Below are 24,896 nucleotides of genomic sequence, written 5' to 3'. Positions count from 1 at the left end.
TTAACCTGTACGACCTGGAGGGGGGCGGGCCGGACAGAAAGTGCCGGGCGCGCACTTCGGGGTGTGCGCGCCCGGCAGCTGGCTCATGCCGCGTCCCGCCTGCCGTAGACGCACGCCCCAGCCAGCCCGACCTGCCCGAGCATCTCGTCGACTCTGCTGTCGGGCACACCCGCACCGGCGGCCACCATCCGCAGATGTGCACGGACGGTGTGCTTGGGGTGCCCGGCGACGCCGCCGAGGACCACGCCGACGACGGAGGCCGGGGCTTTCCATTCGCGTAGCGACCGCCCGAGGAATTGCGTTTCACCGGACCCGGAAATGAGACCGAGCATCAGCCGGATGGTGGTTGTCTTGCCGGCGCCGTTGGCTCCGAGGAACCCGGTCACTCCACCGGACCGCAGAGTCAGCGATACCCCGTTCACCACCGGCCTGCCGCGGAGTGTCCGGCGCAGCCCAAGGGCCTCTACCGCACTAGAGGCGATGGCTCCAACTTCAGCCATGATTTGCCCAGAAGAAAGCACCCATGAGGATGAGAATTCCACATCCGACTACCGCTCCAATACCGGGGTTACGCCTTGTAGCGGCGGCCCGAACAAGCATGATCAGAGCGGGCACCCAGCCCACCGCATAAACGGTCCACGCGACACGCGAAACGGATGAGTCGTCCGTTTTGAACAATACCCAGGCCACCAGCACGAAGAGCGCGGGTGCGGCCCAAAGATTCCGTTCGATCGTTTCCTGACGTTCCGACATGAGTTCTCCTGAGCCGTGGGGAACGGCGGCCTCCCCACCCCACGCGAGAAGGCCGCCGTGCTGTTCTTCCGGTTGATCCGCCGAGCTTGGGCTGCTTAGACGCGGCTGGCCAGGTAGCTGATGACCTCGTCCAGGACGTACGCGGGAGCGGCCTTGATGGCCCACTTCAGCGGGTTGAAGTTGGAGAGGCTGCTCACCCACCGCTTGAACGCGGCCCGGCCCCTCTTTGCGGCCTTGATGGCCTGCCTTCCGTACCGGCTGTCGACGATCTTCTTGACGAGCTTCTTCGCCAGCGAGCTCATGCCCCTGACCTGGATCTCACCCTGGGCCACGTTTCCGGCAGCTGCCCCGGATTTGCTCTGGCTGGCCGACTTCACGGTGCCGAGGGCACCAACGTCACGGACCGCACCGGTCTGGGCGACCTGAACGGACGACACCGTCTGGCTCCGATGCTCCACTGCCGATGCCGCCGGGGCCGCGACACCGAGTGCAACTGCTGCCGTGAGCGCGGCAGCAGTTATGCGCATCTTGCTGTTCATCGACAAACCTCCTCATTGCCTGGGAGGAAGACCATTCAACGAGCGGTTCTTGAAAGGCCATTCCCCTACCGGTCGTTCCGGCTGGCAAGGAAGAGTCTTCAACTCTACAACCGCTGAACACTATTGGACCTTCGGGAGGTGTCCTGGAGGGCATTGCCCCGGAGGGCAGATGATCTCGTGGTGGGCATAGGCAAAGACAGCCGCTTCGAGCCGCGACGCGACGCCTATCTTGCCCATGATGTTCGTCAAGTGAGCTTTGGCTGTGCGCTCAGCTATGCCCAGTTTCCTGGCAATTTCCCGGTTCCCGGCCGCGCTACCCACCAGCATCAGCACCTCGCGCTCACGGCCCGTCAGCAAGACGACACCGCCGAGGTTCCCGGGCGCGGCTGGACCGCCACCCCCATTTGGTGAAACGTCAACTTCTTTTACGCATGCGTCAAGTGCATCTCGCGTGGTCAATGTGATTGCCTTCTCCCCGTGGAGACGCCGAGTAGGCGCCATTGAGGAGCGTACATCGATACCTTCGCGCGCGAGAAGGGAATCAGGCACTCAGTCCGGCCAACGAGACGGACAGGGAGGGAATTTCGGCCATTGAGCATTTCCGATCTACCCGATGGCCGATGGAGATTGCTTCTGGGCGATGGTGAGGAGTGCGTGGAGCAGGTCGGTGATGCGGTTGGGGCTGATGCGGACCAGATCCAGTACACGCCAGCATTTGAGGACGGTGAAGGCGTGCGCGGAGCTTGGCGTGTGCGGAGTTCGTTCGTGGCCGATGTGGCCCTCGCCTTTGGGGCGTGGTACCGGGGTGCGGATGGTCCCGCCGGATCCCAGGTAGCCCAGGTCGGCCAGGGTGTCCACGTCGGCGTCGGTGACGGCGGTGCTGATGCCGTCAGTGCGGGCGGCCGGCAGGTCGACGGTCGAGCCCGGCCGACCTGGCCGAGGTAGGCCAAATCGCCGTCCAGCTCAGTCAGTGCTTGAACGTTGACGCCGTGATCGTGGTGCTTGCCTCTGTAGTGCGGATCGTTGTTGGTCTCGGTCACCAGAGTCGTGAAGCGTCGATGCGGCAGCACGGCAGTCGCGGTGCGGCCGGGGAGGGTGCCCACGGGGCGCGCGGCGTAGGAGTCGAGTTGGGCAGCCCGAAGACCGCGTGAACGGAGGCTCGGGCATCGACCTCGGCAGTCGGGGGCTGCCGATGGCGGTGCCCATCTCGACATCCACACCGTGGAAGCCGCGATCTGCAGCCTCTTTGAGGATCTGCTCTCGCGGCAGGCCGGGGCCGCGGCACCGGCCGGCTAGCGGTCGCCATCCTCGCAGAAATGGGTGAAGGCCCGCAGCACCCGCTCGACGGGCCCGAGCCGGTACCGCCGCATCAGCCAGCCGCTGAGGGCGAGCTGCGCGGCATACAGGACGAGTGCGATGCAGACGGGTACAGCGATGCCCAGGCGTCCGTACAGGCCAAGCCCGTACCCGGTGAAGATCAGGGCCATCACGAGCGACTGGGTGAGGTAGTTGGTCAGCGCCATGCGCCCGGCGGGCGCGAAGACTTCGGCCACCCGTGCCCCGCTCGGCGAACCGAACCAGAGCAGCAGCCCGGCGGCGTACGCGGCACTGAGTGCCGGGGCCATGACGATGCCGGTCATCGCGGCGAGCGGTTCCCAGCGGGCGGAGAGCGGGCCCACCGCGCCAGCGGCTGAGAAGGCGGCGGCGGGCACGCCCACGCAGAGGCCGGTCGCGAGGATACGGCGCAGGCGGGCGCCATCGGCCCGGGTGAGCCACTGCCGCTTGCCGGCCGCGAGCCCCAGCAGGAAGGCGGCGACGACGAAGCCGCTCATGGTCAGCGAGGCGAGCCCGGCGAGCGGCAGCTGCTCCAGGTTCGCACCGACGACGTCGGCGAAGCCGCCACGGTAGGCGGCGGTGAGTTCGGCAGCCTCGGCGGCCGGCACGGCGTCCACGTCGGGGCCGGCCAGCGTCCCGAGCGCGCCGAACAGCAGCAGTAGCGAGCCGCAGATCCCCCAGATCCAGAGCGCGGCGCGGCACGCCCCTTCGGGGGTGGCCCGGCGGGCGGCAAAGAGGATCAGGCCGAGCAGGGCGTACGTCGTCAGGATGTCACCGATGTAGAGGAACACCAGGTGCAGGGCGCCGAGGACGAACAGCCCCAGCAGGCGCCGCATCGTCCGCGGCCCGAAGGGGGCGCCTGCGCGCTCGGCCGAGGCCGCCTGGAGGGTGAAGCTGTAGCCGAAGAGGAACGAGAAGAGCAGATAGAACTTGCCCTGCGCGAGGAACTCGACCAGCCACATGGCCACGGTGCTGGCGGCGTCGGGCGGACGGCCGCCCAGCAGGCCCTGAGGACCAGCCATGGTCAAGCTGTTGACGAGCAGGATGCCGAGGAGCGCGAAGCCGCGGAGGGCGTCCACCTCCAGGATGCGCTGTCGCAGCTGCGGCTGTATCGCCGTGTCTCGCAGTGTCGTCACAAGCTCCGCCCCCGTGTGTGGTCGGGTCAGATCCTGACATCCCTGGATCTTCGCCGCGTCATACCGAAGGACGAATCCACACCCCTGGACAGCGGAGTTAGCGGTCGTTAACCTGGAAGCGCGTTAACGCTCACTAACATCACATCGACCGGGCAAGGGGGCTCAGGAGATGCGGCAGGCACCGGTGCTGACCAGCACCGCCGATCCGGCAGCCGAGGCGTGGCGGGCCAACGAAGCGGCTCACAGCGAGCTCGTGGAAGGACTGCGAGGGCGGCTCGCGGCGGCCCGGCTCGGCGGCGGTGAGAAGGCCAGGGCCCGGCACACCGCCCGCGGCAAGCTCCTGCCCCGCGACCGGGTGGACACCCTCCTGGACCCGGGCTCCCCCTTCCTGGAGCTGGCTCCGCTGGCGGCCGAGGGGATGTACGGAGGCGCGGCCCCGGCCGCCGGAGTGATCGCCGGGATCGGGCGGGTGAGCGGCCGCGAGGTGGTGGTCGTCGCCAACGACGCCACGGTCAAGGGCGGCACGTACTACCCGATGACCGTCAAGAAGCACCTGCGCGCGCAGGAGGTGGCGCTGGAAAACCGCCTGCCGTGCGTGTATCTCGTGGACTCGGGTGGCGCCTTCCTGCCGATGCAGGACGAGGTCTTCCCCGACCGCGAGCACTTCGGCCGGATCTTCTACAACCAGGCCCGCATGTCGGGGGCCGGCATCCCGCAGATCGCCGCCGTCCTCGGCTCCTGCACGGCGGGCGGGGCGTATGTCCCGGCGATGAGCGACGAGGCCGTGATCGTGCGCAACCAGGGCACGATCTTCCTGGGCGGCCCGCCGCTGGTGAAGGCCGCGACGGGCGAGGTCGTGACGGCGGAGGAGTTGGGCGGCGGCGAGGTCCACTCCCGCACGTCGGGCGTCACCGACCACCTCGCCGAGGACGACGCGCACGCGCTGCGCATCGTGCGCAACATCGTCGCGACGCTCCCGGAGCGCGGCGCGCTGCCGTGGTCGGTCGAGCCGGTGGAGGAGCCGAAGGTCGATCCGGCCGGGCTGTACGGCGCGGTGCCGGTGGATTCCCGTACGCCCTACGACGTGCGGGAAGTCATCGCGCGTACGGTCGACGGCTCCCGGTTCCAGGAGTTCAAGGCGGAGTACGGCCAGACCCTGATCACCGGCTTCGCCCGCATCCACGGCCACCCCGTCGGAATCGTCGCGAACAACGGCATCCTGTTCTCCGAATCCGCCCAGAAGGGCGCGCACTTCATCGAGCTGTGCGACCAGCGCGGTATCCCGCTCCTCTTCCTGCAGAACATCTCGGGCTTCATGGTCGGCAGGGACTACGAGGCGGGCGGCATCGCCAAGCACGGCGCGAAGATGGTGACGGCGGTCGCGTGCACCCGCGTGCCGAAGCTGACGGTCGTCGTCGGCGGGTCGTACGGCGCGGGGAACTACTCGATGTGCGGCCGGGCGTACTCGCCCCGCTTCCTGTGGATGTGGCCGAACGCGAAGATCTCGGTGATGGGCGGCGAGCAGGCCGCTTCCGTGCTGGCGACCGTCAAGCGCGACCAGCTGAAAGGCCGGGGCGAGGAGTGGTCCGCAGCGGAGGAGGAGGCCTTCAAGGCCCCGGTCCGCGAGCAGTACGAAGCCCAGGGCAACGCCTACTACGCCACGGCGCGGCTGTGGGACGACGGGGTGATCGACCCGATGGACACCCGTCAGGTGGTGGGTCTGGCCCTGACGGCCTGCGCCAACGCACCGCTGACCGACCCCGCCTTCGGCGTCTTCCGGATGTGAGTGACAGATGACCATGTTCGACACAGTGCTGGTCGCCAACCGCGGCGAGATCGCGGTCCGCGTCATCCGCACGCTGCGGGAACTGGGCGTGCGCTCGGTGGCCGTGTTCAGCGACGCGGACGCGGACGCCCGTCATGTACGGGAGGCGGACACGGCGGTCCGCATCGGCCCGGCGGCGGCGTCCGAGAGCTATCTGCGCACCGACCGCCTGCTGGCGGCGGCGGCCCGTACGGGCGCTCAGGCCGTCCACCCGGGTTACGGCTTCCTCGCCGAGAACGCGGCCTTCGCGCAGGCGTGCGCGGACGCCGGGCTCGCCTTCATCGGCCCGCCCGCGTCCGCCATCGCGCTGATGGGAGACAAGATCCGGGCCAAGGAGACGGTGCGGGCGGCCGGCGTTCCCGTGGTGCCCGGCTCGTCCGGCAGCGGTCTGACCGACGACGAACTGGCCGCCGCCGCCCGCGAGATCGGCATGCCGGTGCTGCTGAAGCCCTCGGCGGGCGGCGGCGGCAAGGGAATGCGGCTCACCCGGGTCGAGTCGGCGCTGGCCGAGGAGATCGCGGCGGCGCGGCGCGAGGCGCGGGCGTCGTTCGGCGACGACACGCTGCTGGTGGAGCGGTGGATCGACCGCCCCCGGCACATCGAGATCCAGGTCCTGGCCGACGCCCACGGAAACGTGGTGCATCTGGGCGAGCGCGAGTGCTCCTTGCAACGCCGGCATCAGAAGATCGTCGAAGAGGCGCCCTCGGTCCTCCTCGACGAGCCGACCCGCGCGGCGATGGGCGAGGCGGCCGTGCAGGCGGCACGCTCCTGCGGCTACCGGGGCGCGGGCACGGTGGAGTTCATCGTCCCGGGCAACGACCCGGCCTCGTACTTCTTCATGGAGATGAACACCCGTCTCCAGGTCGAACACCCGGTGACCGAGTTCATCACCGGGCTCGACCTGGTGGAGTGGCAGCTGCGGGTCGCGGCCGGCGAGGAACTGCCGTTCACGCAGCAGGACATCGTCCTCACGGGGCACGCGGTCGAGGCGCGGATCTGCGCCGAGGACCCGGCTCGCGGCTTCCTCCCCTCGGGCGGCACGGTGCTCGCGCTGAACGAACCGCAGGGCGACGACGTGCGCACGGACTCCGGCCTCACCAAGGGCACGGAGGTCGGCAGCCTGTACGACCCGATGCTGTCCAAGGTCATCGCGTACGCCCCGGACCGGGCCACGGCGCTGCGCCGGCTGCGCGCGGCCCTCGCGGACACGGTCACCCTGGGCGTCGCGACCAACGCCGGTTTCCTGCGCCGGCTGCTGGCCCACCCCGATGTCGTGTCGGGCGCGCTGGACACGGGGCTGGTGGAGCGGGACGCGGACGGCCTGATTCCGCAGGGGGTCCCGCCGGAGGTGTACGCGGCCGCGGCGCTGCTGCGAGCCGGTGCGGCGGGGGGTGCTGCGGGCGCTGATGTAGGCGCCGATGTGGGTGCTGCCGCCGCTGGTCCCGCCGCGTCCGGCTGGGCGGACCCCTTCGCCGCCCGCACGGGCTGGCGCCTGGGCGGCACCCCCGCCTGGACGGTGCTCCACGCGCACGTACCGGGGCACGACCCGGTGGCCCTGCGACTGCGCACCACGGCGGCGGGACCTGAACTGCTGATCCCCGGCGCGCGACCGCCCCTCACGGACCCCTCCGCGGGCGTAGCCCTGCAGGCGGTCGCGCCGGGCGGGACACAGCAGCCGCCGCACGGCCCGGGGAAGCTGCCCGCTGCCCCTGCCCCAGGCCCTGCCGCTCCCCCGGCCCCTGACCCAGCTCCTGCCCCCGCCCCTGCCCCTGACCCAGGCCGAGACGAGCAACTGCCCGTCCGGGCCCGCATCGTCACCGTCGGCGCCGCCGCCGTGACCGTCGAACTCGCGGGTGTCACCCACACCTTCAGCCACGCCACCAGCCCCGCCGGGATGTGGCTCGGCCGGGACGGGGACGCCTGGCACGTGCAGGACCACGACCCCGTCGAGGCGGGTCTCAGTGGCGCCGCTCGCGGCGGCCTGGACACTCTGGCCGCCCCCATGCCCGGCACCGTGACCGTCGTCAAGGTGGCCGTCGGCGAGCGGGTCGAAGCAGGGCAGAGCCTGCTGGTCGTCGAGGCGATGAAGATGGAGCACGTCATCTCCGCCCCGCACGCCGGCACCGTCTCCGAACTCGACGTGACCCCGGGCACGACCGTCGCCATGGACCAGATCCTGGCCGTCGTCACCCCGGAGCCGGAGGAGGAAGCATGACGCTGCCCCTGCCCCTGCCCATGGCCGTACCGGCCCCCGGCCTCCCCGCCAGGGTCCGCATCCACGAGGTCGGCGCCCGCGACGGGCTGCAGAACGAGAAGACCGTCGTGGCGACCGAGGTGAAGGCGGAGTTCATCCACCGCCTCGCCGACGCCGGCCTGACCACCGTCGAGGCGACCAGCTTCGTGCACCCCAAGTGGGTGCCCCAACTGGCCGACGCCGAGACCCTGTTCCCGATGCTGAGTGATGTCGGCGCCGCGCTCCCGGTGCTCGTGCCGAACGACCGCGGGCTCGACCGCGCCCTCGCCCTCGGTGCGCGCCGCATCGCCGTGTTCGGAAGCGCGACCGAGACCTTCGCGAGCCGCAACCTCAACCGGACCGTCGACGAGTCACTCGCCATGTTCGAGCCGGTCGTCGCCCGCGCCCGGCAGGACAAAGTGCACGTGCGCGGCTACCTGTCGATGTGCTTCGGCGACCCCTGGGAGGGCCAGGTCCCACTCCACCAGGTGGTCAGGGTCGCCAAGGCCCTGATGGACCTCGGCTGCGACGAGCTGAGCCTCGGCGACACCATCGGCGTCGCCACCCCCGGCCACGTCCAGGCGCTGCTCGCCGCCCTGAACGAAGCCGGGGTCGCCACCTCCGCGATCGGTGTCCACTTCCACGACACCTACGGGCAGGCCCTCGCCAACACCCTCGCCGCGCTCCAGCACGGCGTCACCACCGTCGACGCGTCCGCGGGCGGCCTCGGCGGCTGCCCGTACGCGAAGAGCGCCACCGGAAACCTCGCCACCGAAGACCTCGTGTGGATGCTCGACGGCCTCGGTATCGAAACCGGGGTCGATCTCGGCCGCCTCACCGCCACCAGCGCTTGGATGGCCGACCGGCTGGGCCGCCCCAGCCCCTCCCGCACCGTGCGTGCCCTGTCCCACAAGGAGTCCTAGCCATGTCCCTCGACCACCGTCTGACAGCCGAACACGAAGAACTCCGCCGTACGGTCGAGGAGTTCGCCCACGACGTCGTCGCCCCCAAGATCGGCGACCTGTACGAGCGCCACGAGTTCCCGTACGAGATCGTCCGCGAGATGGGCCGGATGGGCCTCTTCGGCCTGCCGTTCCCCGAGGAGTACGGCGGCATGGGCGGCGACTACCTCGCCCTCGGCATCGCCCTCGAAGAGCTCGCCCGCGTCGACTCGTCGGTCGCGATCACCCTGGAAGCGGGGGTCTCGCTCGGCGCGATGCCCATCTTCCGCTTCGGCACGGAGGAGCAGAAGCGGGAGTGGCTGCCGCGCCTGTGCGCGGGCGAACTGCTGGGCGCTTTCGGCCTGACCGAGCCGGACTGCGGCTCGGACGCCGGCGGGACCCGCACCACGGCGGTCCGCGACGGCGACGATTGGGTGATCAACGGCTCCAAGTGCTTCATCACCAACTCCGGTACGGACATCACCGGCCTGGTCACGGTCACCGCCGTGACCGGCCGCAAGCCCGACGGCAAGCCGCAGATCTCCGCGATCATCGTCCCCTCCGGCACTCCGGGCTTCACCGTCGCCGCCCCGTACTCCAAGGTCGGCTGGAACGCGTCGGACACCCGCGAGCTGTCCTTCTCCGACGTGCGAGTGCCGGTCGGCAATCTGCTCGGCGAAGAAGGGCGCGGGTACGCCCAGTTCCTGCGCATCCTCGACGAGGGCCGCGTCGCCATCTCGGCGCTCGCGACGGGTCTGGCCCAGGGCTGCGTCGACGAGTCGGTGGCGTACGCGAAGGAGCGGCACACCTTCGGCCGGCCCATCGGCTCGAACCAGGCCATCCAGTTCAAGATCGCCGACATGGAGATGCGGGCCCACATGGCCCGCATCGGCTGGCGCGACGCGGCGTCACGCCTGGTTCAGGGCGAGCCGTTCAAGAAGGAGGCCGCCGTCGCGAAGCTCTACTCCTCCACGGTCGCGGTCGACAACGCCCGCGAGGCCACCCAGATCCACGGCGGTTACGGCTTCATGAACGAGTACCCGGTGGCGAGGATGTGGCGCGACTCCAAGATCCTGGAGATCGGCGAGGGCACAAGTGAGGTGCAGCGCATGCTGATCGCTCGTGAACTCGGGCTGACGGACTAGAACGGACCGGAAAGGGCTAGAACGGGCTAGAACCGGACCGGCGCCCAGCGAGGCGGGGCGCCTGCCGTGGGCCAGCGGGGGCCTGCACCCCTGTGGGCGCGCGCCTGTTGGCCATCCGCCGGGGGCCTGCCGGGCTTCCGCCGGGCGTGCGCACGGCGCTCTGCGCGGCGACCATCCTCTGGACTTCGTGTGAGGTTAGGCTAACCTATCCTCGACTTGTCCCGTGGTGGTCTCAGCCGCACGTACGAAAGCAGACACCGTCATGCCTCACGCCCGAGCTTCCCACCTCTCCCGCCGCAGCCTGCTGGCCGTGGGCGGCGCCATCGGCATCGGCGCCGCCCTGACCGCCTGCGGCGACACCTCCGCGAAGAGCGAGGAGAAGTCGGCCGGGAAGTCGGGCCCGTGGTCCTTCAAGGACGACCGCGGCAAGCTGGTCAAGACCCCTGCCACCCCCAAGAACATCGTCGCCTTCACCGGAACCGCCGCCGCGCTCCACGACTTCGGCGTCGAGGTCAAGGGTGTGTTCGGCCCGACCAAGACCGCTGACGGCAAGGCCGACGTGCAGGCCGGTGACCTGGACGTCAACAAGGTCAAGATCCTCGGCAACGTCTACGACAAGTTCAACGTCGAGGCCTACGTCGCCCTCGACCCCGACGTGCTGATCACGGCGATGTGGGAGAAGGACAAGCTCTGGTACGTGCCGGAGGCGTCCAGCGCCAAGATCGTCAAGGTCGCCCCGACCGTCGCCCTGTGGGCCGCGCAGACCACGATCCCCAAGGCGATCCAGCGCCACGCCGACCTCGCGAAGTCCCTCGGCGCCGACATCTCGACCAAGAAGGTCACCGAAGACAAGGCCCGCTTCGAGAAGGCCGCCGAGCGCCTGCGCCAGGCCGCCAAGGCCAACCCGAAGGTCAAGGTCATGATCGGCTCCGCGAGCCCCGACATCTTCTACGTCTCGCTCGCCAAGATGTCCGCGGACACGCTCTACTTCCAGGAGTTGGGCGTGAAGTTCGTCGAGCCGAAGGTCGACGCGGCCGGCTTCTTCGAGAGCCTCAGCTGGGAGAACGTCGACAAGTACCAGGCCGACATCATCATGATGGACAACCGGACCGGCACCCTCCAGCCGGCCGACCTCAAGGACAAGCCGACCTGGAAGCGGCTGCCCGCCGTCAAGGCCGGCCAGATCACCCCGCGCACCACGGAGCCGATCTACTCCTACGACAAGTGCGCGCCGATCCTCGAAGAGCTCGCCGAGGCCATCGAGAAGGCCAAGAAGGTCGCCTGACCCAGGCCCAGCCGCCCCGAGCCCAGCGGCCCGAGCCCCAGGCCCAGCCGTCCCACCCCCGGCACAGCCCTTCCACCAGCCCATCACGGCCAGGAGGCCCCGCGTGACCGCGACAGCCGCCGAACCCACCACCGTCCCGTTCCGCTTCTTCGGCCTGACGGTCGTTCGGACGCGGCGGCTCAGCACGTCTCTGGTCAGGGTGACCTTCGGAGGCGAGGACCTGCTGGGCTTCGCCTCCGGGGGCCGGGACCAGAGCCTGTCGCTCTTCCTGCCGCACCCCGGGCAGCCGGAGCCGGTGCTGCCGCCGGAGACCGCGCCCGACTGGTTCGCCGCGTACCGGGCGCTGCCCGACGACGTACGGGCCGTCATGCGCTCGTACACCGTGCGCCAGCAGCGCCGGGGTGACGACGGGGCGAGCGAGGTCGACATCGACTTCGCGCTCCACGAGGACGGCGGCCCTGCCTGCCGCTGGGCGGGCGGGGCGGCTCCCGGCGACCGGGTCGTGGTCCTCGGTCCGGCCGTCGAGGACAACACCGCCGTGCGTTTCCGTCCGCCCGAGGACACCGACTGGGTCCTGATGTGGGCCGACGAAACGGCACTGCCCGCCGCCGCGGCGGCCCTGGAGTGGCTGCCTGCCGGGACCAGGGCGAAGGTGTGGATCGAGGTCGAGCACCCCGACGACCGGCTGGCCCTCACCACCGCCGCCGACGCGGACATCACGTGGCTGGTACGGGCCCAGGGCGCGCCGAGCGCGCTCGACGCCGTACGGGCCGTGCCGGCGGCGGAGTTGCCCGAGGGCACGCCGTACGCCTGGATCGCCGGTGAGTCGTCGAGCGTGAAGGCCCTGCGCCGCCACCTCGTCCAGGAGCGGAGGTTCGACCGCAGGCGCGTCACATTCGTCGGCTACTGGCGGCGCGGGCTGAGCGAAGAGCAGCTGCGCGAGCGGGCGGACGAGGACGAGGCGTAGCGAGAACCGGCCAAAAGCGCCGAACAGCCGTGCTCCGTGGGGGGGCGAGGGTTCATCCCGAACATAAGTTAGGTTAGGCTAACCTTACTTATGCATCGCGCCCTCGCCCCCTCTCCTGTCCTGAGGCGTGATGAATTCCCGTACCCGGGAGGACAGTTCATGCGCTCACACCTGCTCAATGACACCACCGCCGAGCGGTACCGCCGGACCGCCACAGCAGCGGTCGAGCGGGTGGCGGACAAACTCGCCGCGACGAGAAGGCCCTTCACCGGGATCACCCCCGAGCAGCTCGCCCCCAGATTCGACGCGATCGACCTCGACCGGCCGCTCGGCGACACCGCCGCCGCCCTGGACGAGCTGGAATCCGTCTATCTGCGGGACGCCGTCTACTTCCACCACCCGCGCTATCTCGCGCACCTCAACTGCCCGGTCGTCATACCGGCCGTCGCCGCCGAGGCCGTCCTCTCCGCCGTCAACTCCTCCCTGGACACCTGGGACCAGAGCGCGGGCGCCACCCTCATCGAGCGCCGCCTCATCGACTGGACGGCCGGCCGCATCGGCTTCAGCACCAGCAGCACCACCACCGTGAACACCACGCCCGCCGACGGCGTCTTCACCAGCGGTGGCTCCCAGTCCAACCTCCAGGCACTGCTGCTGGCCCGCGAGGAGGCCAAGGCCGAGAACACCGCCCAACTGCGGATCTTCGCCTCCGAGTGCGGCCACTTCAGCGTCCAGAAGTCCGCGAAACTCCTCGGCCTGGGCCCCGAGGCCGTCGTGTCGATCCCCTGCGACCACGACAAGCGCATGCAGACCGTGGCCCTCGCCCGTGAGCTGGCCCGCTGCCAGAGCGAGGGCCTGGTCCCGATGGCCGTCGTCGCCACCGCCGGCACCACCGACTTCGGCTCCATCGACCCGCTCCCCGAGATCGCCGAGCTGTGCGAGCTCTACGGCGTCTGGATGCACGTCGACGCTGCGTACGGCTGCGGCCTGCTCGCCTCCCGCACCCGCCGCCACCTCCTGGACGGCGTCGAGCACGCCGACTCCGTGACCGTGGACTACCACAAGTCCTTCTTCCAGCCGGTGAGTTCGAGCGCCCTGCTGGTCCGCGACGGCGCCACGCTGCGCCACGCGACGTACCACGCCGAATACCTGAACCCGCGCCGGATGGCCGAGGAGCGCATCCCCAACCAGGTCGACAAGTCCCTCCAGACCACCCGCCGCTTCGACGCGCTCAAGCTGTGGATGACCCTGCGGACCATGGGCGCCGACGGCGTCGGGGAGCTCTTCGACGAGGTGTGCGACCTCGCCGCCGACGGCTGGCAGCTGCTCGCCGGCGACCCGCGCTATGACGTGGTCACCGCGCCCACGCTCTCCACGCTCGTCTTCCGCTACATCCCGGCCGACGCCACCAGCCCCGCCGTGATCGACCGGGCCAACCTCTACGCCCGCAAGGCGCTGTTCGCCTCCGGTGACGCCGTGGTGGCCGGGACCAAGGTCGGCGGCAAGCACTACCTGAAGTTCACCCTGCTCAATCCCGAGACGACGCTGACCGACATCGCGGCTGTCCTCGACCTCATCGCCGGCCACGCCGAGCAGTACCTGGGAGAGTCTCTTGTCCACGCCTCGTGAGCCGTACGACTTCATCGGTATCGGGCTCGGTCCGTTCAACCTCGGTCTGGCCTGCCTGACCGAGCCGATCGACGAGCTGAGCGGTCTCTTCCTGGAGGCGAAGCCGGACTTCGAGTGGCACTCGGGCATGTTCCTCGAAGGCGCCCACCTCCAGACGCCGTTCATGTCGGACCTGGTCACCATGGCCGACCCGACCTCGCCGTACTCCTTCCTCAACTACCTGAAGGAGTCCGGGCGGCTCTACGCCTTCTACATCCGTGAGAACTTCTATCCGCTGCGGACCGAGTACAACGACTACTGCCGCTGGGCCGCCGCGAAGCTCAGCAACGTCCGCTTCAACCAGAGCGTCGCCTCCGTCACGTACGACGCCGTGGCCGAGCTGTACGAGGTACGCACCCAGGACGCGGTGCACCACGCCCGCCACCTGGTCCTCGGCACCGGAACACCGCCGTACATCCCGGCGGCCTGCCAGGGAATCGGCGGCGACCTGATCCACAACTCCCGCTACCTGACGAGCAAGGAAGCGCTCCAGGCCAAGGAGTCGATCACTCTGGTCGGCAGCGGGCAGAGCGCCGCGGAGATCTACTACGACCTCCTCTCGGAGATCGACGTACACGGCTACCGGCTCAACTGGGTCACCCGCTCGCCGCGCTTCTTCCCGCTGGAGTACACCAAGCTCACGCTGGAGATGACCTCTCCGGAGTACGTCGACTACTTCCACGCGCTCCCCGAGGCGACCCGCTACCGCCTGGAGTCCCAGCAGAAGAACCTCTTCAAGGGCATCGACTCCGAGCTGATCGACTCCATCTTCGACCTGCTCTACCAGAAGAACCTCAAGGGCCCGGTCTCCACCAGGCTCATCACGAACTCCTCGCTCAACACCGCGCGTTACGACGCGGGCAGCGCGACGTATACCCTCGGACTGCACCAGGACGAGCAGGGCAAGGACTTCGAGCTGACCACCGAGGGCCTGATTCTCGCCACCGGCTACCGCTACCGCACACCCGCCTTCCTGGAGAGTGTGAGCGACCGGATCCGATGGGACGGACAGGGCCGCTACGACGTGGCCCGCAACTACAGCATCGACATCACCGGCCGGGGCGTCTTCGTCCAGAACGCCGCCGTCCACACCCACAGCATCACCTCGCCCGACCTGGGCATGGGCGCGTACCGCAACGCGTACATCATCGGTGAGCTGCTGGGCGCCGAGTACTACCCGGTCGAAAAGGCCATCGCTTTCCAGGAGTTCGCAATATGAGCAGCACCGGCAACACGAACAGCGCAGGCAGCACGAGCAGCAACGCCTTCACGGTCCGTCCCCTCGACCCGTTCGCCGACGCCGAGCTGGTGCACGGCTGGGTCACGCACCCCAAGGCCGCGTTCTGGCTGATGCAGGAGGCGACGCTGCCCGACGTCGAGCGCGAGTACATGGCGATCGCCGCGGCCGATCACCACGACGCCTTCATCGGGCTGTACGAGGGCGAGCCGGCCTTCCTCATGGAGCGTTACGACCCGGCCCACGTCGAGCTGGTCGGGCTGTACGACCCCGAGCCCGGCGATGTCGGCATGCACTTCCTGGTCGCGCCGACCGACACGCCCGTGCACGGTTTCACCCGCTCCGTGATCACCGCCGTGATGCGGGAGCTGTTCGCGGACCCGGCGACCCGGCGCGTGGTCGTCGAGCCCGACGTACGCAATGACGCCGTCCACCGCCTCAACGAGGCCGTCGGCTTCGAGATCGTGGAGAAGATCGCCAAGCCGGAGAAGGACGCGTATCTCAGCGTCTGCACGCGCGAGCAGTTCACCGCAGCCCTGGGAGCCGCCCTGTGACCGCCGCCGAAGCCAGCGCCGCCGAAGCGAACACCACAGAGGCGAACGCAGCAGAGATGGCCGCCGCCGAAGCCGTCTCCCACCTCTCCCCCGAGCGCTGGGCCGAGGCCGGCCGTCTTCTCGTCCGCAAGGCGCTCGCCGAGTTCTCGCACGAACGCCTGCTGAGCCCCGAGCCGCTGGGCGACGACCGGTATCGGGTCCTCAGCGACGACGGCGCCACCGAGTACCGCTTCGCCGCCCGCCGCCACGCGCTCGACCACTGGCAGGTCTTCGCCGAGTCCATCAGCCGCCACCGCCACGGCTCCGAAATCCCCCTCGACGCCCTCGAGTTCTTCATCGAGCTACGCGGCGCGCTCGGCCTGAGCGCGGAGATCCTGCCCGTCTACCTGGAGGAGATCAGCTCCACCCTCTCCGGTACGGCGTACAAACTGACCAAGCCGCCCGTCACCGCCGCCGCCCTAACCCGCGCCGGTTTCCAGGCCGTCGAGACCGGCATGACCGAGGGCCACCCCTGCTTCGTCGCCAACAACGGCCGCCTTGGCTTCGGCGTCGACGAGTACCGGGCGTACGCCCCCGAGGCCGCCACCCCCGTCCGGCTGATCTGGCTGGCCGCCCGCCGCGACCACGCCACGTTCACCGCCGGCGCCGGGCTCGACTACGAGAGCTTCGTACGCGAGGAGCTGGGCGACGCGGTCATCGACCGGTTCGCGGCCACCCTGACCGGGCTCGGCCTGGACCTGGCCGACTACTACCTGATCCCGGTGCACCCCTGGCAGTGGTGGAACAAGCTGTCCGTCACCTTCGCCGCCGAGGTCGCCCAGCGCCGCCTCGTCTGCCTGGGGGCCGGCGACGACCGCTACCTCGCGCAGCAGTCGATACGTACCTTCTTCAACACCAGCGACCCGGCCAAGCACTACGTCAAGACGGCCCTGTCGGTCATCAACATGGGCTTCATGCGCGGGCTCTCCGCCACCTACATGGAGGCCACGCCCGCCATCAACGACTGGCTGGCCGGACTGATCGCGAGCGACGAGACCTTCCGGGCGACCGGCCTGACGATCATCCGCGAGCGAGCGGCCATCGGCTACCACCACCGTCAGTACGAGGCGGCCACCGCCAAGGGTTCCCCGTACCTCAAAATGCTCGCCGCCCTCTGGCGCGAGAGCCCCGTGCCGTCCCTGGCGCCCGGCGAGCGCCTCGCCACCATGGCGTCGCTGCTGCACACCGACCACGAAGGCAACTCCTTCGCCGGCGCCCTGATCGCCGAATCGGGCCTCGAACCCGCGCACTGGCTGCGGGGCTACCTCGACGCGTACCTGACGCCGCTGCTGCACAGCTTCTACGCGTACGACCTGGTCTTCATGCCGCACGGCGAGAACGTCATCCTCGCCCTGGAGGACGGTGTCGTCACCCGGGCGGTCTTCAAGGACATCGCGGAGGAGATCGCCGTGATGGACGCGGACGCGGTGCTGCCGCCGGCCGTCGAACGCATCCGGGCGGACGTGCCGGAGGACATGAAACTGCTGTCGATCTTCACCGACGTCTTCGACTGCTTCTTCCGCTTCCTCGGCGCGACGCTCGTCACCGACGGCGTCCTCGACGAGGCGACCTTCTGGCAGGCGGTCGCCGACTGTGTGGCCGAGTACCAGGAGGCCACGCCTCAGCTCGCGGACAAGTTCAAGCAGTACGACATGTTCGCGCCCGAGTTCTCGCTGTCCTGCCTCAACCGGCTCCAGCTGCGCAACAACAAGCAGATGGTCGACCTCCAGGACCCGGCGGGCGCGCTCCAGCTCGTCGGCACCCTCACCAACCCGATCGCGCGCTACGCACGCGCCTGACCAGCCGCACTCGCGGGCGGGCGCCCGTGTCCAAGGCCCTCACGGCGCCCGCCGGCACCGCCGCCACCGCCGGCACCGGCCGCACCGACCGCGCCGACCGCCTCCTAGGGGGTGTCTGACAATTCCCCGTGGGTCAAGGAGCGGCGTCCGGTGCGTGCGATCGCAAGGCGCCGGACAGTCCTCGTAGCGGAGCTACCAGGGCTTTTCGGCAACGCTGCGAGCGTGCGTGCCGGACGCCGCGACGCCGCGGGGACTTGATCAGACACCCCCTAGCCCTTCGGCCAGGGCACCTTCGCCGACCGGTGGTAGTCGATCCCCAGGGCCGACAGCCGGGGCCCCTGGGCCGCCAGCCGCACCTTGTACGTGTCCCGTCCCCAGCCCCGGCCCCGGCCCCCGCCCCAGCGGCCGGCGGTGACGACCACGACGCGCTGCTGCGCAGACTGCGGGAACTCGGCGCGCTCCGGGACGACGGAATCCTGGACGACGACGAGTTCAGCGCCGCCAAGCAGGCCATCCCCAAGCGTCTCTGACCTGGACTTTCGTTTCTACGGTTGAAATCCTGCCCGATTACGGGCAGATTTCTTGCGTACGACCCGAATCCCACGCAGTATCTACCGGGTGCTGGAACGCCGCCCGTCGTCGCCGTACGACGACCTCGTCGACCATCTGGTCCGCAGCACCGCGCTCCCGCGCGGTGAAGCCGCCCGGGTGGTGCTCGACGTGCTGGCGTACTTCGACGAGACGGCCGAGGATTTCGTGCGCCGCCGCCACCGTGAGCTGCAGTCGCGCGGCCTGGTGAACGCGGAGATCTTCGAGCGGATCGCGGCCGAGCTGCCGCACCGCGCCGTGGCGCCGCCGGAGCTCACGCTCCGCCAGCTGCGCCGCATCGTCTACGGCTGAGCACACACGGCTGAGCACACACGCTACGACTCGAGGGACAGAGACTTTATGTGCGGAATCGTCGGTTACATCGGCAAGCGTGACGTCGCCCCGTTGCTGCTGGAAGGCCTGCAGCGGCTGGAGTACCGCGGCTACGACTCGGCGGGCATCGTCATCACGAGCCCCAAGTCGAGCGGCCTGAAGATGGTCAAGGCCAAGGGCCGCGTCCGCGACCTGGAGGCCAAGGTGCCCAAGCGGTTCGCCGGCACCACCGGCATCGCCCACACCCGCTGGGCCACCCACGGCGCGCCGAGCGACGAGAACGCCCACCCGCACCTGGACGCCGAGAGCAAGGTCGCCGTCGTCCACAACGGCATCATCGACAATGCCACCGAGCTGCGCGCCAAGCTGGTCGCCGACGGCGTCGAGTTCCTCTCCGAGACCGACACAGAGGTCCTGGTCCACCTCGTGGCCCGCTCCCAGGCCGAGACGCTGGAGGAGAAGGTCCGCGAGGCGCTGCGCCACGTCGAGGGCACGTACGGCGTCGCGGTCATGCACGCCGACTTCTCGGACCGCATCGTGGTCGCCCGCAACGGCTCCCCGGTCGTCCTCGGCATCGGCGAGAAGGAGATGTTCGTCGCCTCCGACATCGCGGCGCTCGTCTCCCACACCCGCCAGATCGTCACCCTCGAAGACGGCGAGATGGCCACCCTCAAGGCCGACGACTTCCGTACGTACACCACCGAGGGCTCCCGTACGACGGCCACGCCGACCACAGTGGAGTGGGAGGCCGAGTCGTACGACATGGGCGGCCACGACACGTACATGCACAAGGAGATCTCCGAGCAGGCCGACGCCGTGGACCGCGTGCTGCGCGGCCGCATCGACGACCGGTTCTCCACCGTGCACCTGGGCGGCCTGAACCTGGACGCCCGCGAGGCGCGCGGCATCCGCCGCGTCAAGATCCTCGGCTGCGGTACGTCGTACCACGCGGGCATGATCGGCGCGCAGCTCATCGAGGAGCTGGCCCGTATCCCCGCCGACGCCGAGCCGGCGTCCGAGTTCCGCTACCGCAACCCGGTCGTGGACCCGGACACCCTCTACGTCGCGGTCTCGCAGTCCGGTGAGACGTACGACGTGCTCGCCGCCGTGCAGGAGCTCAAGCGCAAGGGCGCCCGCGTCCTCGGCGTGGTCAACGTCGTCGGCTCGGCGATCGCCCGCGAGGCCGACGGCGGCATGTACGTACACGCCGGGCCCGAGGTCTGCGTGGTCTCCACCAAGTGCTTCACCAACACGGTCGTCGCCTTCGCGCTGCTCGCCCTGCACCTGGGCCGTATCCGCGACCTGTCGGTGGCGGACGGCAAGCGCCTGATCGGCGGCCTGCGCAAGCTGCCCGCGCAGATCGCGGAAATCCTTGAGGGCGAGGACGACATCAAGAAGCTCGCCGAGGAGTACGCGGGTGCCCAGTCGATGATGTTCATCGGGCGGGTCCGCGGCTACCCGGTGGCGCTGGAGGCCTCCCTCAAACTGAAGGAGATCTCCTACATCCACGCCGAGGCCTACCCGGCCTCCGAGCTCAAGCACGGCCCGCTGGCGCTGATCGAGCCGGCGCTGCCGACGGTCGCGATCGTGCCCGACGACGACCTGCTGGAGAAGAACCGCGCGGCGCTGGAGGAGATCAAGGCGCGCAGCGGCCGGATCCTGGCGGTCGCGCACCGCGAGCAGGAAAAGGCCGATCACACCATTGTGGTCCCGAAGAACGAGACGGAGCTGGACCCGATCCTCATGGGCATCCCGCTCCAACTCTTCGCCTACCACACGGCCTTGGCCATGGGGCGTGACATCGACAAGCCGCGCAACCTCGCCAAGTCCGTGACCGTCGAGTAGGCACAAGCGTCGAGTAGGCACAGCCGCAGCACCACCACAGGGGCGGTCCCCACCCGGGGACCGCCCTGCCGTATGCCTTGCTGATACGGGGGTCCGAGTTTGGCGCCTGCGATCCGGCTGCGGTTGGTGGTCCAGTTGCGGCGGGCGCTGGGCGAGGTGACGGACGCGGCGCCGGACGGCGGGATGACCGCGGCGAGGGCGGAACTGGGGGCTGCGACAGATCGGCGCTGAGGCGGCCTGCCGCACGAGAAGGCCTGTTACCCGCTCGCCCAGGCATCGGACGAGTCGGCTCCCACTCGACCGTCCTCGGCTATTTGGCCGGGCCGGATGACGCCTGCACAACACCCGGACGACTGAACCTCATATCTTCCTCAAATGACGTGCCCACTCCACGCAAGTGTCCCTATATTGATCATGCACGAAACGAAACAGCGCGCAGCAGACACTCTTTGACTGACCATCAGAGAGCCCGCGCTGGGCTGGTTATCCAGCGGAGCTTGTATCGCGCTCGGTACTCAAGGGGAGAAGTATCTTGTTCAATGCACGTCGACGAAGCGCGTAGAACTGCAGCCAGTGTCGTGGTGACCTCATCGGCGCTCATGGTTGCGCTGATGCCCACGGCTCAAGCTGCCGAAGTAGCGCCGAACAAGGCTGTTTCGGCAGCTTTGAAGCGTCACGGCAACGGCACATGGACGCAGGCTGATGTCGCTCTCATCCGCTCCATTCCGGAGCTCGCAGCGGTGGTGGAAGACCCCACCAAGCCAGCTGAGATTCTATGAAGGAAGCAGAATTCAGCGCGAACGGCCAGGCCGTCTCACCTATGAACGGCAAGCCTCTCTCGGTCGAGGAGCTGGCGGAAATCAAGCCGCCCAGCCACTTGAGCGGAGAACCCAAGCCGGATGAAGTAACCCTCCCCGCCGAAGATGCCGGACCCAACACCATCACACCGTTCATCACCGGCGGCAAGTGGAAGATGACCCACGTCACACACACCCACCGCAGCTACAGTGGCTCGGTCATCTACAAGTACCAGACGTGGGCGGAGTTCAACTACGGCGGAGGCAAAGTGCGCGCCTGGCGCTTCCGCGACGATGACATCACTAACGCGAGTGATATCGTCAACGTCGATAATCGACTCATCGTCAATTCAAAGACAGCAACGCCCGCCTCTTCTGCCACTTCGAAGATGAAGCGGAAGGTCGAGCTTTGCGTCATGAAGTACGGCTGCTACGCGACCATGTATCCGTACGCTTACACTACCGTCAAGGGCACGGGGAAGACTAGCTTCACCAGCGGCGTCTAAGGGAGCCTCAGATGAGTTCACTCGTCGGTAAAATCATCCTCATCGTTGTTTTGTTCGTGGCCTTTTTGTTGATCTTCGGCGCTCAAGTCGGACAGATCGAACTGGCCATCTGGGGGGCAGCTCTTGTCGCATCCATTACGGTTGCGGCCCGAATGCACAAGCGGCAAAACGCAAGCAGTTAGTCCGACCTCCAACTTCGGCGAGCTGAACTCAATCTGAAGTACTTCTGTCGCCCACTCATACATGTCCTGTCCAGGGCGACAGCTTGGGGTCCTCTCCACGAGGGGTGGAGAGGGCCTTTTCTTTGTGCTGGCCCTGGTCTGCATCAGCCCGAACCGCATCACCGACCTGCTGTACGCATAACGGCGTTTGAGGGCGGCAAAAGCCCCCGCGACAGGCGCGCGGGCTTTTGCGCGCGCTGAGTTGGCCCGTTTCTCTTGGCCGTTGTGTCCCTTGCTCTTGGGACCGCGGACCGGGGTGCCGACGTAGCCCAGGTCGGCCAGGGTCTTGATGTCGGCGTCGGTGACGGCGGTGACGATGCCATCGGCCCGCGCGGCCAGCAGGCGGGTGGTAGAACACGGCCTGGCCGTCCCCGCCGATCAGCGCGACGCCCCCGGCCGGGCGGCTTCAGCGCCCTCGCGTACATGGGAGTGCGCGACCACACCCCTGTCTGTGGGATCTCCTCGGCTCCTCCTCGCGGCTGGCCGCCGCCGGGCTGGTGGCGCGGAACCAGGGCGCCCTGCACGCGGCGGTCGCCGCCGAAGGGCGGCGGATCAGGGAATGACGATCACGGGCCGTTGCGCGCGCCGGGCCAGCCGGCCCGCCACCGAGCCGAAGATCCGCCCCACGATGCCGTGCGTGGAGCCGACCACGATCGCGTCGGCCGCGTACTCCTTGCCGACTTCCTCCAGCTCGTGACAGATGTCGCCGCCACGCTCGACGAGGATCCAGGGGACGTCGCACAGATAGTCCGCACAGGCGAGCTCCAGCCCGAGCACCTCGGTGCGGTGATCCGGTACGTCGACGAAGACGGGGGGCTCGCAGCCGGCCCAGACCGTGGTCGGCAGCCGGTTGGCGACGTGGACGATGATCAGGCCGGAGCCCGACCGCACGGCCATGCCGATGGCGTACGACAGCGCCCGCTCACTGGAGGTGGAGCCGTCGAAGCCGACGACCACGCCATGCTGGAAAGCGGGATCGCAGGAATGGCGTGTTTGTTCCGCCGCTCGGAGGTCGTCCAGGGGATCGGCGACCTGTTTGCGGTCCGCGGGTTCGGGGGTTTCGTGACCGGCCATGGGTGTCTCGGCGAAGAAATCCTCTGGGGAGGGACGCTGTCAAAAAGCGATGCGGTGGCAATTGGCGGTGAAGCTGTGTCCGGGAATCTTCTTCCCAAGCCCATACCCCCAAGGGTACGGCGACAACTCCTCTCCTGCCCAGAGCCCGCCGCACCTCACGCGGCGTTGCAGGGAGCATGCCCGAGCGAAGCCCGTAAGCAATGCCGGATGCCCCATACAGGCGTCTTGTGAACGGCCCTGAGTGACCGGGTCACTCCTCCCGGTGACTCCGCACGCGAGTCGACCGTCAGGTACCCCGGCGCGCGCCGCGCTCGTGAGAAGCCCCGCCGCCCCGGGGGCTTCGACCGCCTCCGCCCGCACCCGAAGCCCCCGGGGCCACCGGGGGACACCAGGGCGCACCAGGAAACACAGCGGGAGATCCCGCCCGGCGCCGGCGCTGGGCGGGCGCCGCACACCCGGGAAGCGACCGAGGAGTGGACACCTCGCACACCCGCACCCGTATATTTTCAGCCAACTTCACGCCACTCCGCAACCGTTGGCGGAACGGCCCCGCAACCCCCGTACACCTAGGCATGAAAGGACCGTTTCCGGGCGCCGCACCCTACGGGGACGGGCCACGAACGGAAGGCGCACTTCCCCGCAAGGCCCTTGCGTGGAACGCTTCGCGATCGAAAGCTTCGCGCCAAGTTGCCTTGTCGACATAGTGCCGAATGCCGAAGTTGTCACGCCGGCGCCACCGGACACAGTAGATTCGATCATGGGTATATACGGCGGGGGAATCATGTCGGACCGAGGGGAAACGTGCAGGACCGAGAGGACGCGAACACCAAGGGGGGCTTAGCGTCATGAGCCAGGACTCCACTGCCGTACCGGAGACCGCACGCAAGCTGTCCGGACGCCGCCGCCGGGAGATCGTCGCAGTACTGCTCTTCAGCGGCGGCCCCATCTTCGAAAGCTCCATCCCACTCTCTGTGTTCGGCATTGACCGGCAGGACGCAGGAGTGCCCCGTTACCGGCTGCTGGTGTGCGCCGGCGAGGACGGACCACTGCGCACCACCGGAGGGCTGGAACTGACCGCCCCCCTACGGCCTGGAGGCGATGAGCAGAGCGGGCACCGTCGTCGTACCGGCATGGCGGTCCATCACCTCGCCACCGCCGCCGGAAGCGCTGGACGCCCTGCGCCGCGCCCACGAGGAGGGCGCCCGCATCGTCGGGCTGTGCACCGGCGCCTTCGTGCTGGCCGCCGCCGGGCTGCTCGACGGCCGGCCGGCCACCACTCACTGGATGTACGCGCCGACGCTCGCCAAGCGCTACCCGTCGGTGCACGTCGACCCGCGCGAGCTGTTCGTCGACGACGGCGACGTCCTGACGTCGGCGGGCACCGCGGCCGGAATCGACCTGTGCCTGCACATCGTGCGCACCGACCACGGGGCCGAGGCAGCCGGGGCCCTCGCCCGCAGGCTGGTCGTGCCACCGCGCCGCAGCGGCGGGCAGGAGCGCTATCTCGACCGGTCTTTACCCGAGGAGATCGGCGCCGACCCGCTGGCCGAGGTCGTCGCCTGGGCACTGGAGCACCTCCACGAGCAGTTCGACGTGGAGACCCTGGCGGCTCGCGCCTACATGAGCCGGCGCACCTTCGACCGCAGGTTCCGCTCGCTCACCGGGAGCGCTCCCCTGCAGTGGCTGATCACTCAGCGGGTGCTCCAGGCGCAGCGGCTGCTGGAGACGTCGGATTACTCGGTCGACGAGGTCGCGGGCCGCTGCGGCTTCCGCTCGCCGGTCGCGCTGCGCGGGCATTTCCGGCGCCAGCTCGGCTCGTCCCCGGCCGCGTACCGGGCGGCGTACCGGGCCAGGCGTCCGCAGAGCGAAATCCACGCGGTGCCCGGCGGGGGCGGCGGGGCGGGCGCGGCGCCGGACCTGGTGCCCGCACAGTCCCGGCGCGCGGCGGCGGCGAGCAGCCCACCGGGGCCCGGTGCGACCGCGTCCGCGGAGCGTGATCCGGGCAAGCCGAGCTCCGACGTCTGGACGCCCGGCCGACCGAGGCTGCCCGGCCAGCGGGAACGCCCCGTAGGGTGA

23 protein-coding genes and 1 pseudogene are annotated in these 24,896 nt (G+C 69.1%); 17 read left to right on the top strand and 7 right to left on the bottom strand.

Annotated features, from left to right (window positions below):
* Positions 1-83: 83 nt before the first annotated feature.
* From ACU6WZ_RS19080 to ACU6WZ_RS19055, 6 genes are all read right to left on the bottom strand, one after another.
* Positions 84-500, bottom strand: coding sequence for an ATP-binding cassette domain-containing protein (locus ACU6WZ_RS19080; protein ID WP_447029258.1), 417 nt, complete (start codon positions 498-500; stop codon positions 84-86).
* Positions 493-753, bottom strand: a complete 261-nt coding sequence (locus ACU6WZ_RS19075) for a hypothetical protein (protein WP_447029257.1) — start codon at positions 751-753, stop codon at positions 493-495. Before ACU6WZ_RS19075 ends, ACU6WZ_RS19080 begins: the two co-directional genes overlap by 8 nt.
* 95 nt (positions 754-848) lie before the next feature.
* A complete protein-coding gene (locus ACU6WZ_RS19070) occupies positions 849-1,292 on the bottom strand; it encodes a hypothetical protein (RefSeq protein WP_447029256.1) in 444 nt (147 codons plus the stop codon).
* A 120-nt stretch (positions 1,293-1,412) separates the two neighbouring features.
* A complete protein-coding gene (locus tag ACU6WZ_RS19065) occupies positions 1,413-1,619 on the bottom strand; it encodes a response regulator transcription factor (RefSeq protein ID WP_447034133.1) in 207 nt (68 codons plus the stop codon).
* Positions 1,620-1,898: 279 nt separating this feature from the next.
* Positions 1,899-2,150: a hypothetical protein gene (locus tag ACU6WZ_RS19060; RefSeq protein ID WP_447029255.1), complete on the bottom strand. Its 252-nt coding sequence runs from the start codon at positions 2,148-2,150 to the stop codon at positions 1,899-1,901.
* A gap of 434 nt (positions 2,151-2,584) precedes the next feature.
* Entirely contained in the window at positions 2,585-3,763 is a 1,179-nt protein-coding gene (locus ACU6WZ_RS19055; protein WP_447029254.1) for a DUF418 domain-containing protein, read from the bottom strand.
* Positions 3,764-3,932: 169 nt separating this feature from the next.
* Here ACU6WZ_RS19055 and ACU6WZ_RS19050 point away from each other — a divergent pair, with 169 nt between their 5' ends.
* The 16 genes from ACU6WZ_RS19050 (at position 3,933) to ACU6WZ_RS18975 (ending at position 21,707) form a co-directional block, all read left to right on the top strand.
* Entirely contained in the window at positions 3,933-5,549 is a 1,617-nt protein-coding gene (locus tag ACU6WZ_RS19050) for a carboxyl transferase domain-containing protein (protein WP_447029253.1), read from the top strand.
* 13 nt (positions 5,550-5,562) lie between these two features.
* Positions 5,563-7,803: an acetyl/propionyl/methylcrotonyl-CoA carboxylase subunit alpha gene (locus ACU6WZ_RS19045; protein WP_447034132.1), complete on the top strand. Its 2,241-nt coding sequence runs from the start codon at positions 5,563-5,565 to the stop codon at positions 7,801-7,803.
* Complete coding sequence (locus tag ACU6WZ_RS19040) at positions 7,800-8,744, top strand: hydroxymethylglutaryl-CoA lyase (protein WP_447029252.1); 945 nt, start codon at positions 7,800-7,802, stop codon at positions 8,742-8,744. Before ACU6WZ_RS19045 ends, ACU6WZ_RS19040 begins: the two co-directional genes overlap by 4 nt.
* A 2-nt stretch (positions 8,745-8,746) precedes the next feature.
* A complete protein-coding gene (locus ACU6WZ_RS19035; RefSeq protein WP_447029251.1) occupies positions 8,747-9,907 on the top strand; it encodes an acyl-CoA dehydrogenase family protein in 1,161 nt (386 codons plus the stop codon).
* 262 nt (positions 9,908-10,169) lie between these two features.
* Entirely contained in the window at positions 10,170-11,192 is a 1,023-nt protein-coding gene (locus tag ACU6WZ_RS19030; protein WP_447029250.1) for an ABC transporter substrate-binding protein, read from the top strand.
* Between the two features lie 103 nt (positions 11,193-11,295).
* On the top strand, positions 11,296-12,159 hold the full coding sequence (locus ACU6WZ_RS19025; RefSeq protein WP_447029249.1) for a siderophore-interacting protein: 864 nt from the start codon (positions 11,296-11,298) through the stop codon (positions 12,157-12,159).
* A 159-nt stretch (positions 12,160-12,318) separates the two neighbouring features.
* Positions 12,319-13,788, top strand: a complete 1,470-nt coding sequence (locus ACU6WZ_RS19020) for a pyridoxal phosphate-dependent decarboxylase family protein (RefSeq protein WP_447029248.1) — start codon at positions 12,319-12,321, stop codon at positions 13,786-13,788.
* Positions 13,772-15,046 carry a lysine N(6)-hydroxylase/L-ornithine N(5)-oxygenase family protein gene (locus ACU6WZ_RS19015; protein ID WP_447029247.1) on the top strand — a complete coding sequence of 425 codons (1,275 nt, stop codon included), beginning with the start codon at positions 13,772-13,774 and terminating at the stop codon, positions 15,044-15,046. Before ACU6WZ_RS19020 ends, ACU6WZ_RS19015 begins: the two co-directional genes overlap by 17 nt.
* On the top strand, positions 15,043-15,618 hold the full coding sequence (locus ACU6WZ_RS19010) for a GNAT family N-acetyltransferase (protein WP_447029245.1): 576 nt from the start codon (positions 15,043-15,045) through the stop codon (positions 15,616-15,618). Before ACU6WZ_RS19015 ends, ACU6WZ_RS19010 begins: the two co-directional genes overlap by 4 nt.
* Positions 15,619-15,674: 56 nt before the next feature.
* On the top strand, positions 15,675-17,456 hold the full coding sequence (locus ACU6WZ_RS19005; RefSeq protein WP_447034130.1) for an IucA/IucC family protein: 1,782 nt from the start codon (positions 15,675-15,677) through the stop codon (positions 17,454-17,456).
* Positions 17,457-17,794: 338 nt separating this feature from the next.
* Complete coding sequence (locus ACU6WZ_RS19000) at positions 17,795-17,986, top strand: SHOCT domain-containing protein (RefSeq protein ID WP_447034129.1); 192 nt, start codon at positions 17,795-17,797, stop codon at positions 17,984-17,986.
* Between the two features lie 88 nt (positions 17,987-18,074).
* The gene (locus ACU6WZ_RS18995) at positions 18,075-18,356 is read left to right on the top strand and encodes a hypothetical protein (protein ID WP_447034128.1); all 282 of its coding nucleotides are present in this window, start codon (positions 18,075-18,077) and stop codon (positions 18,354-18,356) included.
* A gap of 48 nt (positions 18,357-18,404) precedes the next feature.
* Positions 18,405-20,222 (top strand): glutamine--fructose-6-phosphate transaminase (isomerizing), encoded by a 1,818-nt coding sequence (gene glmS / locus ACU6WZ_RS18990; protein ID WP_447029244.1) that lies wholly within the window; start codon positions 18,405-18,407, stop codon positions 20,220-20,222.
* Between the two features lie 539 nt (positions 20,223-20,761).
* Positions 20,762-21,001 carry a hypothetical protein gene (locus ACU6WZ_RS18985; RefSeq protein WP_447029243.1) on the top strand — a complete coding sequence of 80 codons (240 nt, stop codon included), beginning with the start codon at positions 20,762-20,764 and terminating at the stop codon, positions 20,999-21,001.
* Entirely contained in the window at positions 20,998-21,525 is a 528-nt protein-coding gene (locus ACU6WZ_RS18980; RefSeq protein WP_447029242.1) for a hypothetical protein, read from the top strand. Before ACU6WZ_RS18985 ends, ACU6WZ_RS18980 begins: the two co-directional genes overlap by 4 nt.
* 11 nt (positions 21,526-21,536) lie before the next feature.
* Complete coding sequence (locus tag ACU6WZ_RS18975) at positions 21,537-21,707, top strand: hypothetical protein (protein ID WP_447029241.1); 171 nt, start codon at positions 21,537-21,539, stop codon at positions 21,705-21,707.
* A 591-nt stretch (positions 21,708-22,298) separates the two neighbouring features.
* Here the strand turns inward: ACU6WZ_RS18975 and ACU6WZ_RS18970 are convergent.
* Positions 22,299-22,820 carry a universal stress protein gene (locus ACU6WZ_RS18970; RefSeq protein ID WP_447029240.1) on the bottom strand — a complete coding sequence of 174 codons (522 nt, stop codon included), beginning with the start codon at positions 22,818-22,820 and terminating at the stop codon, positions 22,299-22,301.
* 845 nt (positions 22,821-23,665) lie between these two features.
* On the opposite strand from ACU6WZ_RS18970, the pseudogene ACU6WZ_RS18965 reads away from it, so the two are divergent.
* Positions 23,666-24,896, top strand: a pseudogene (locus ACU6WZ_RS18965) (helix-turn-helix domain-containing protein).

It is taken from the genome of Streptomyces hypolithicus (assembly GCF_052934925.1).
Note: the sequence above shows the minus strand (reverse complement) of the source record. Positions and strands in the feature narration are given on the sequence as shown.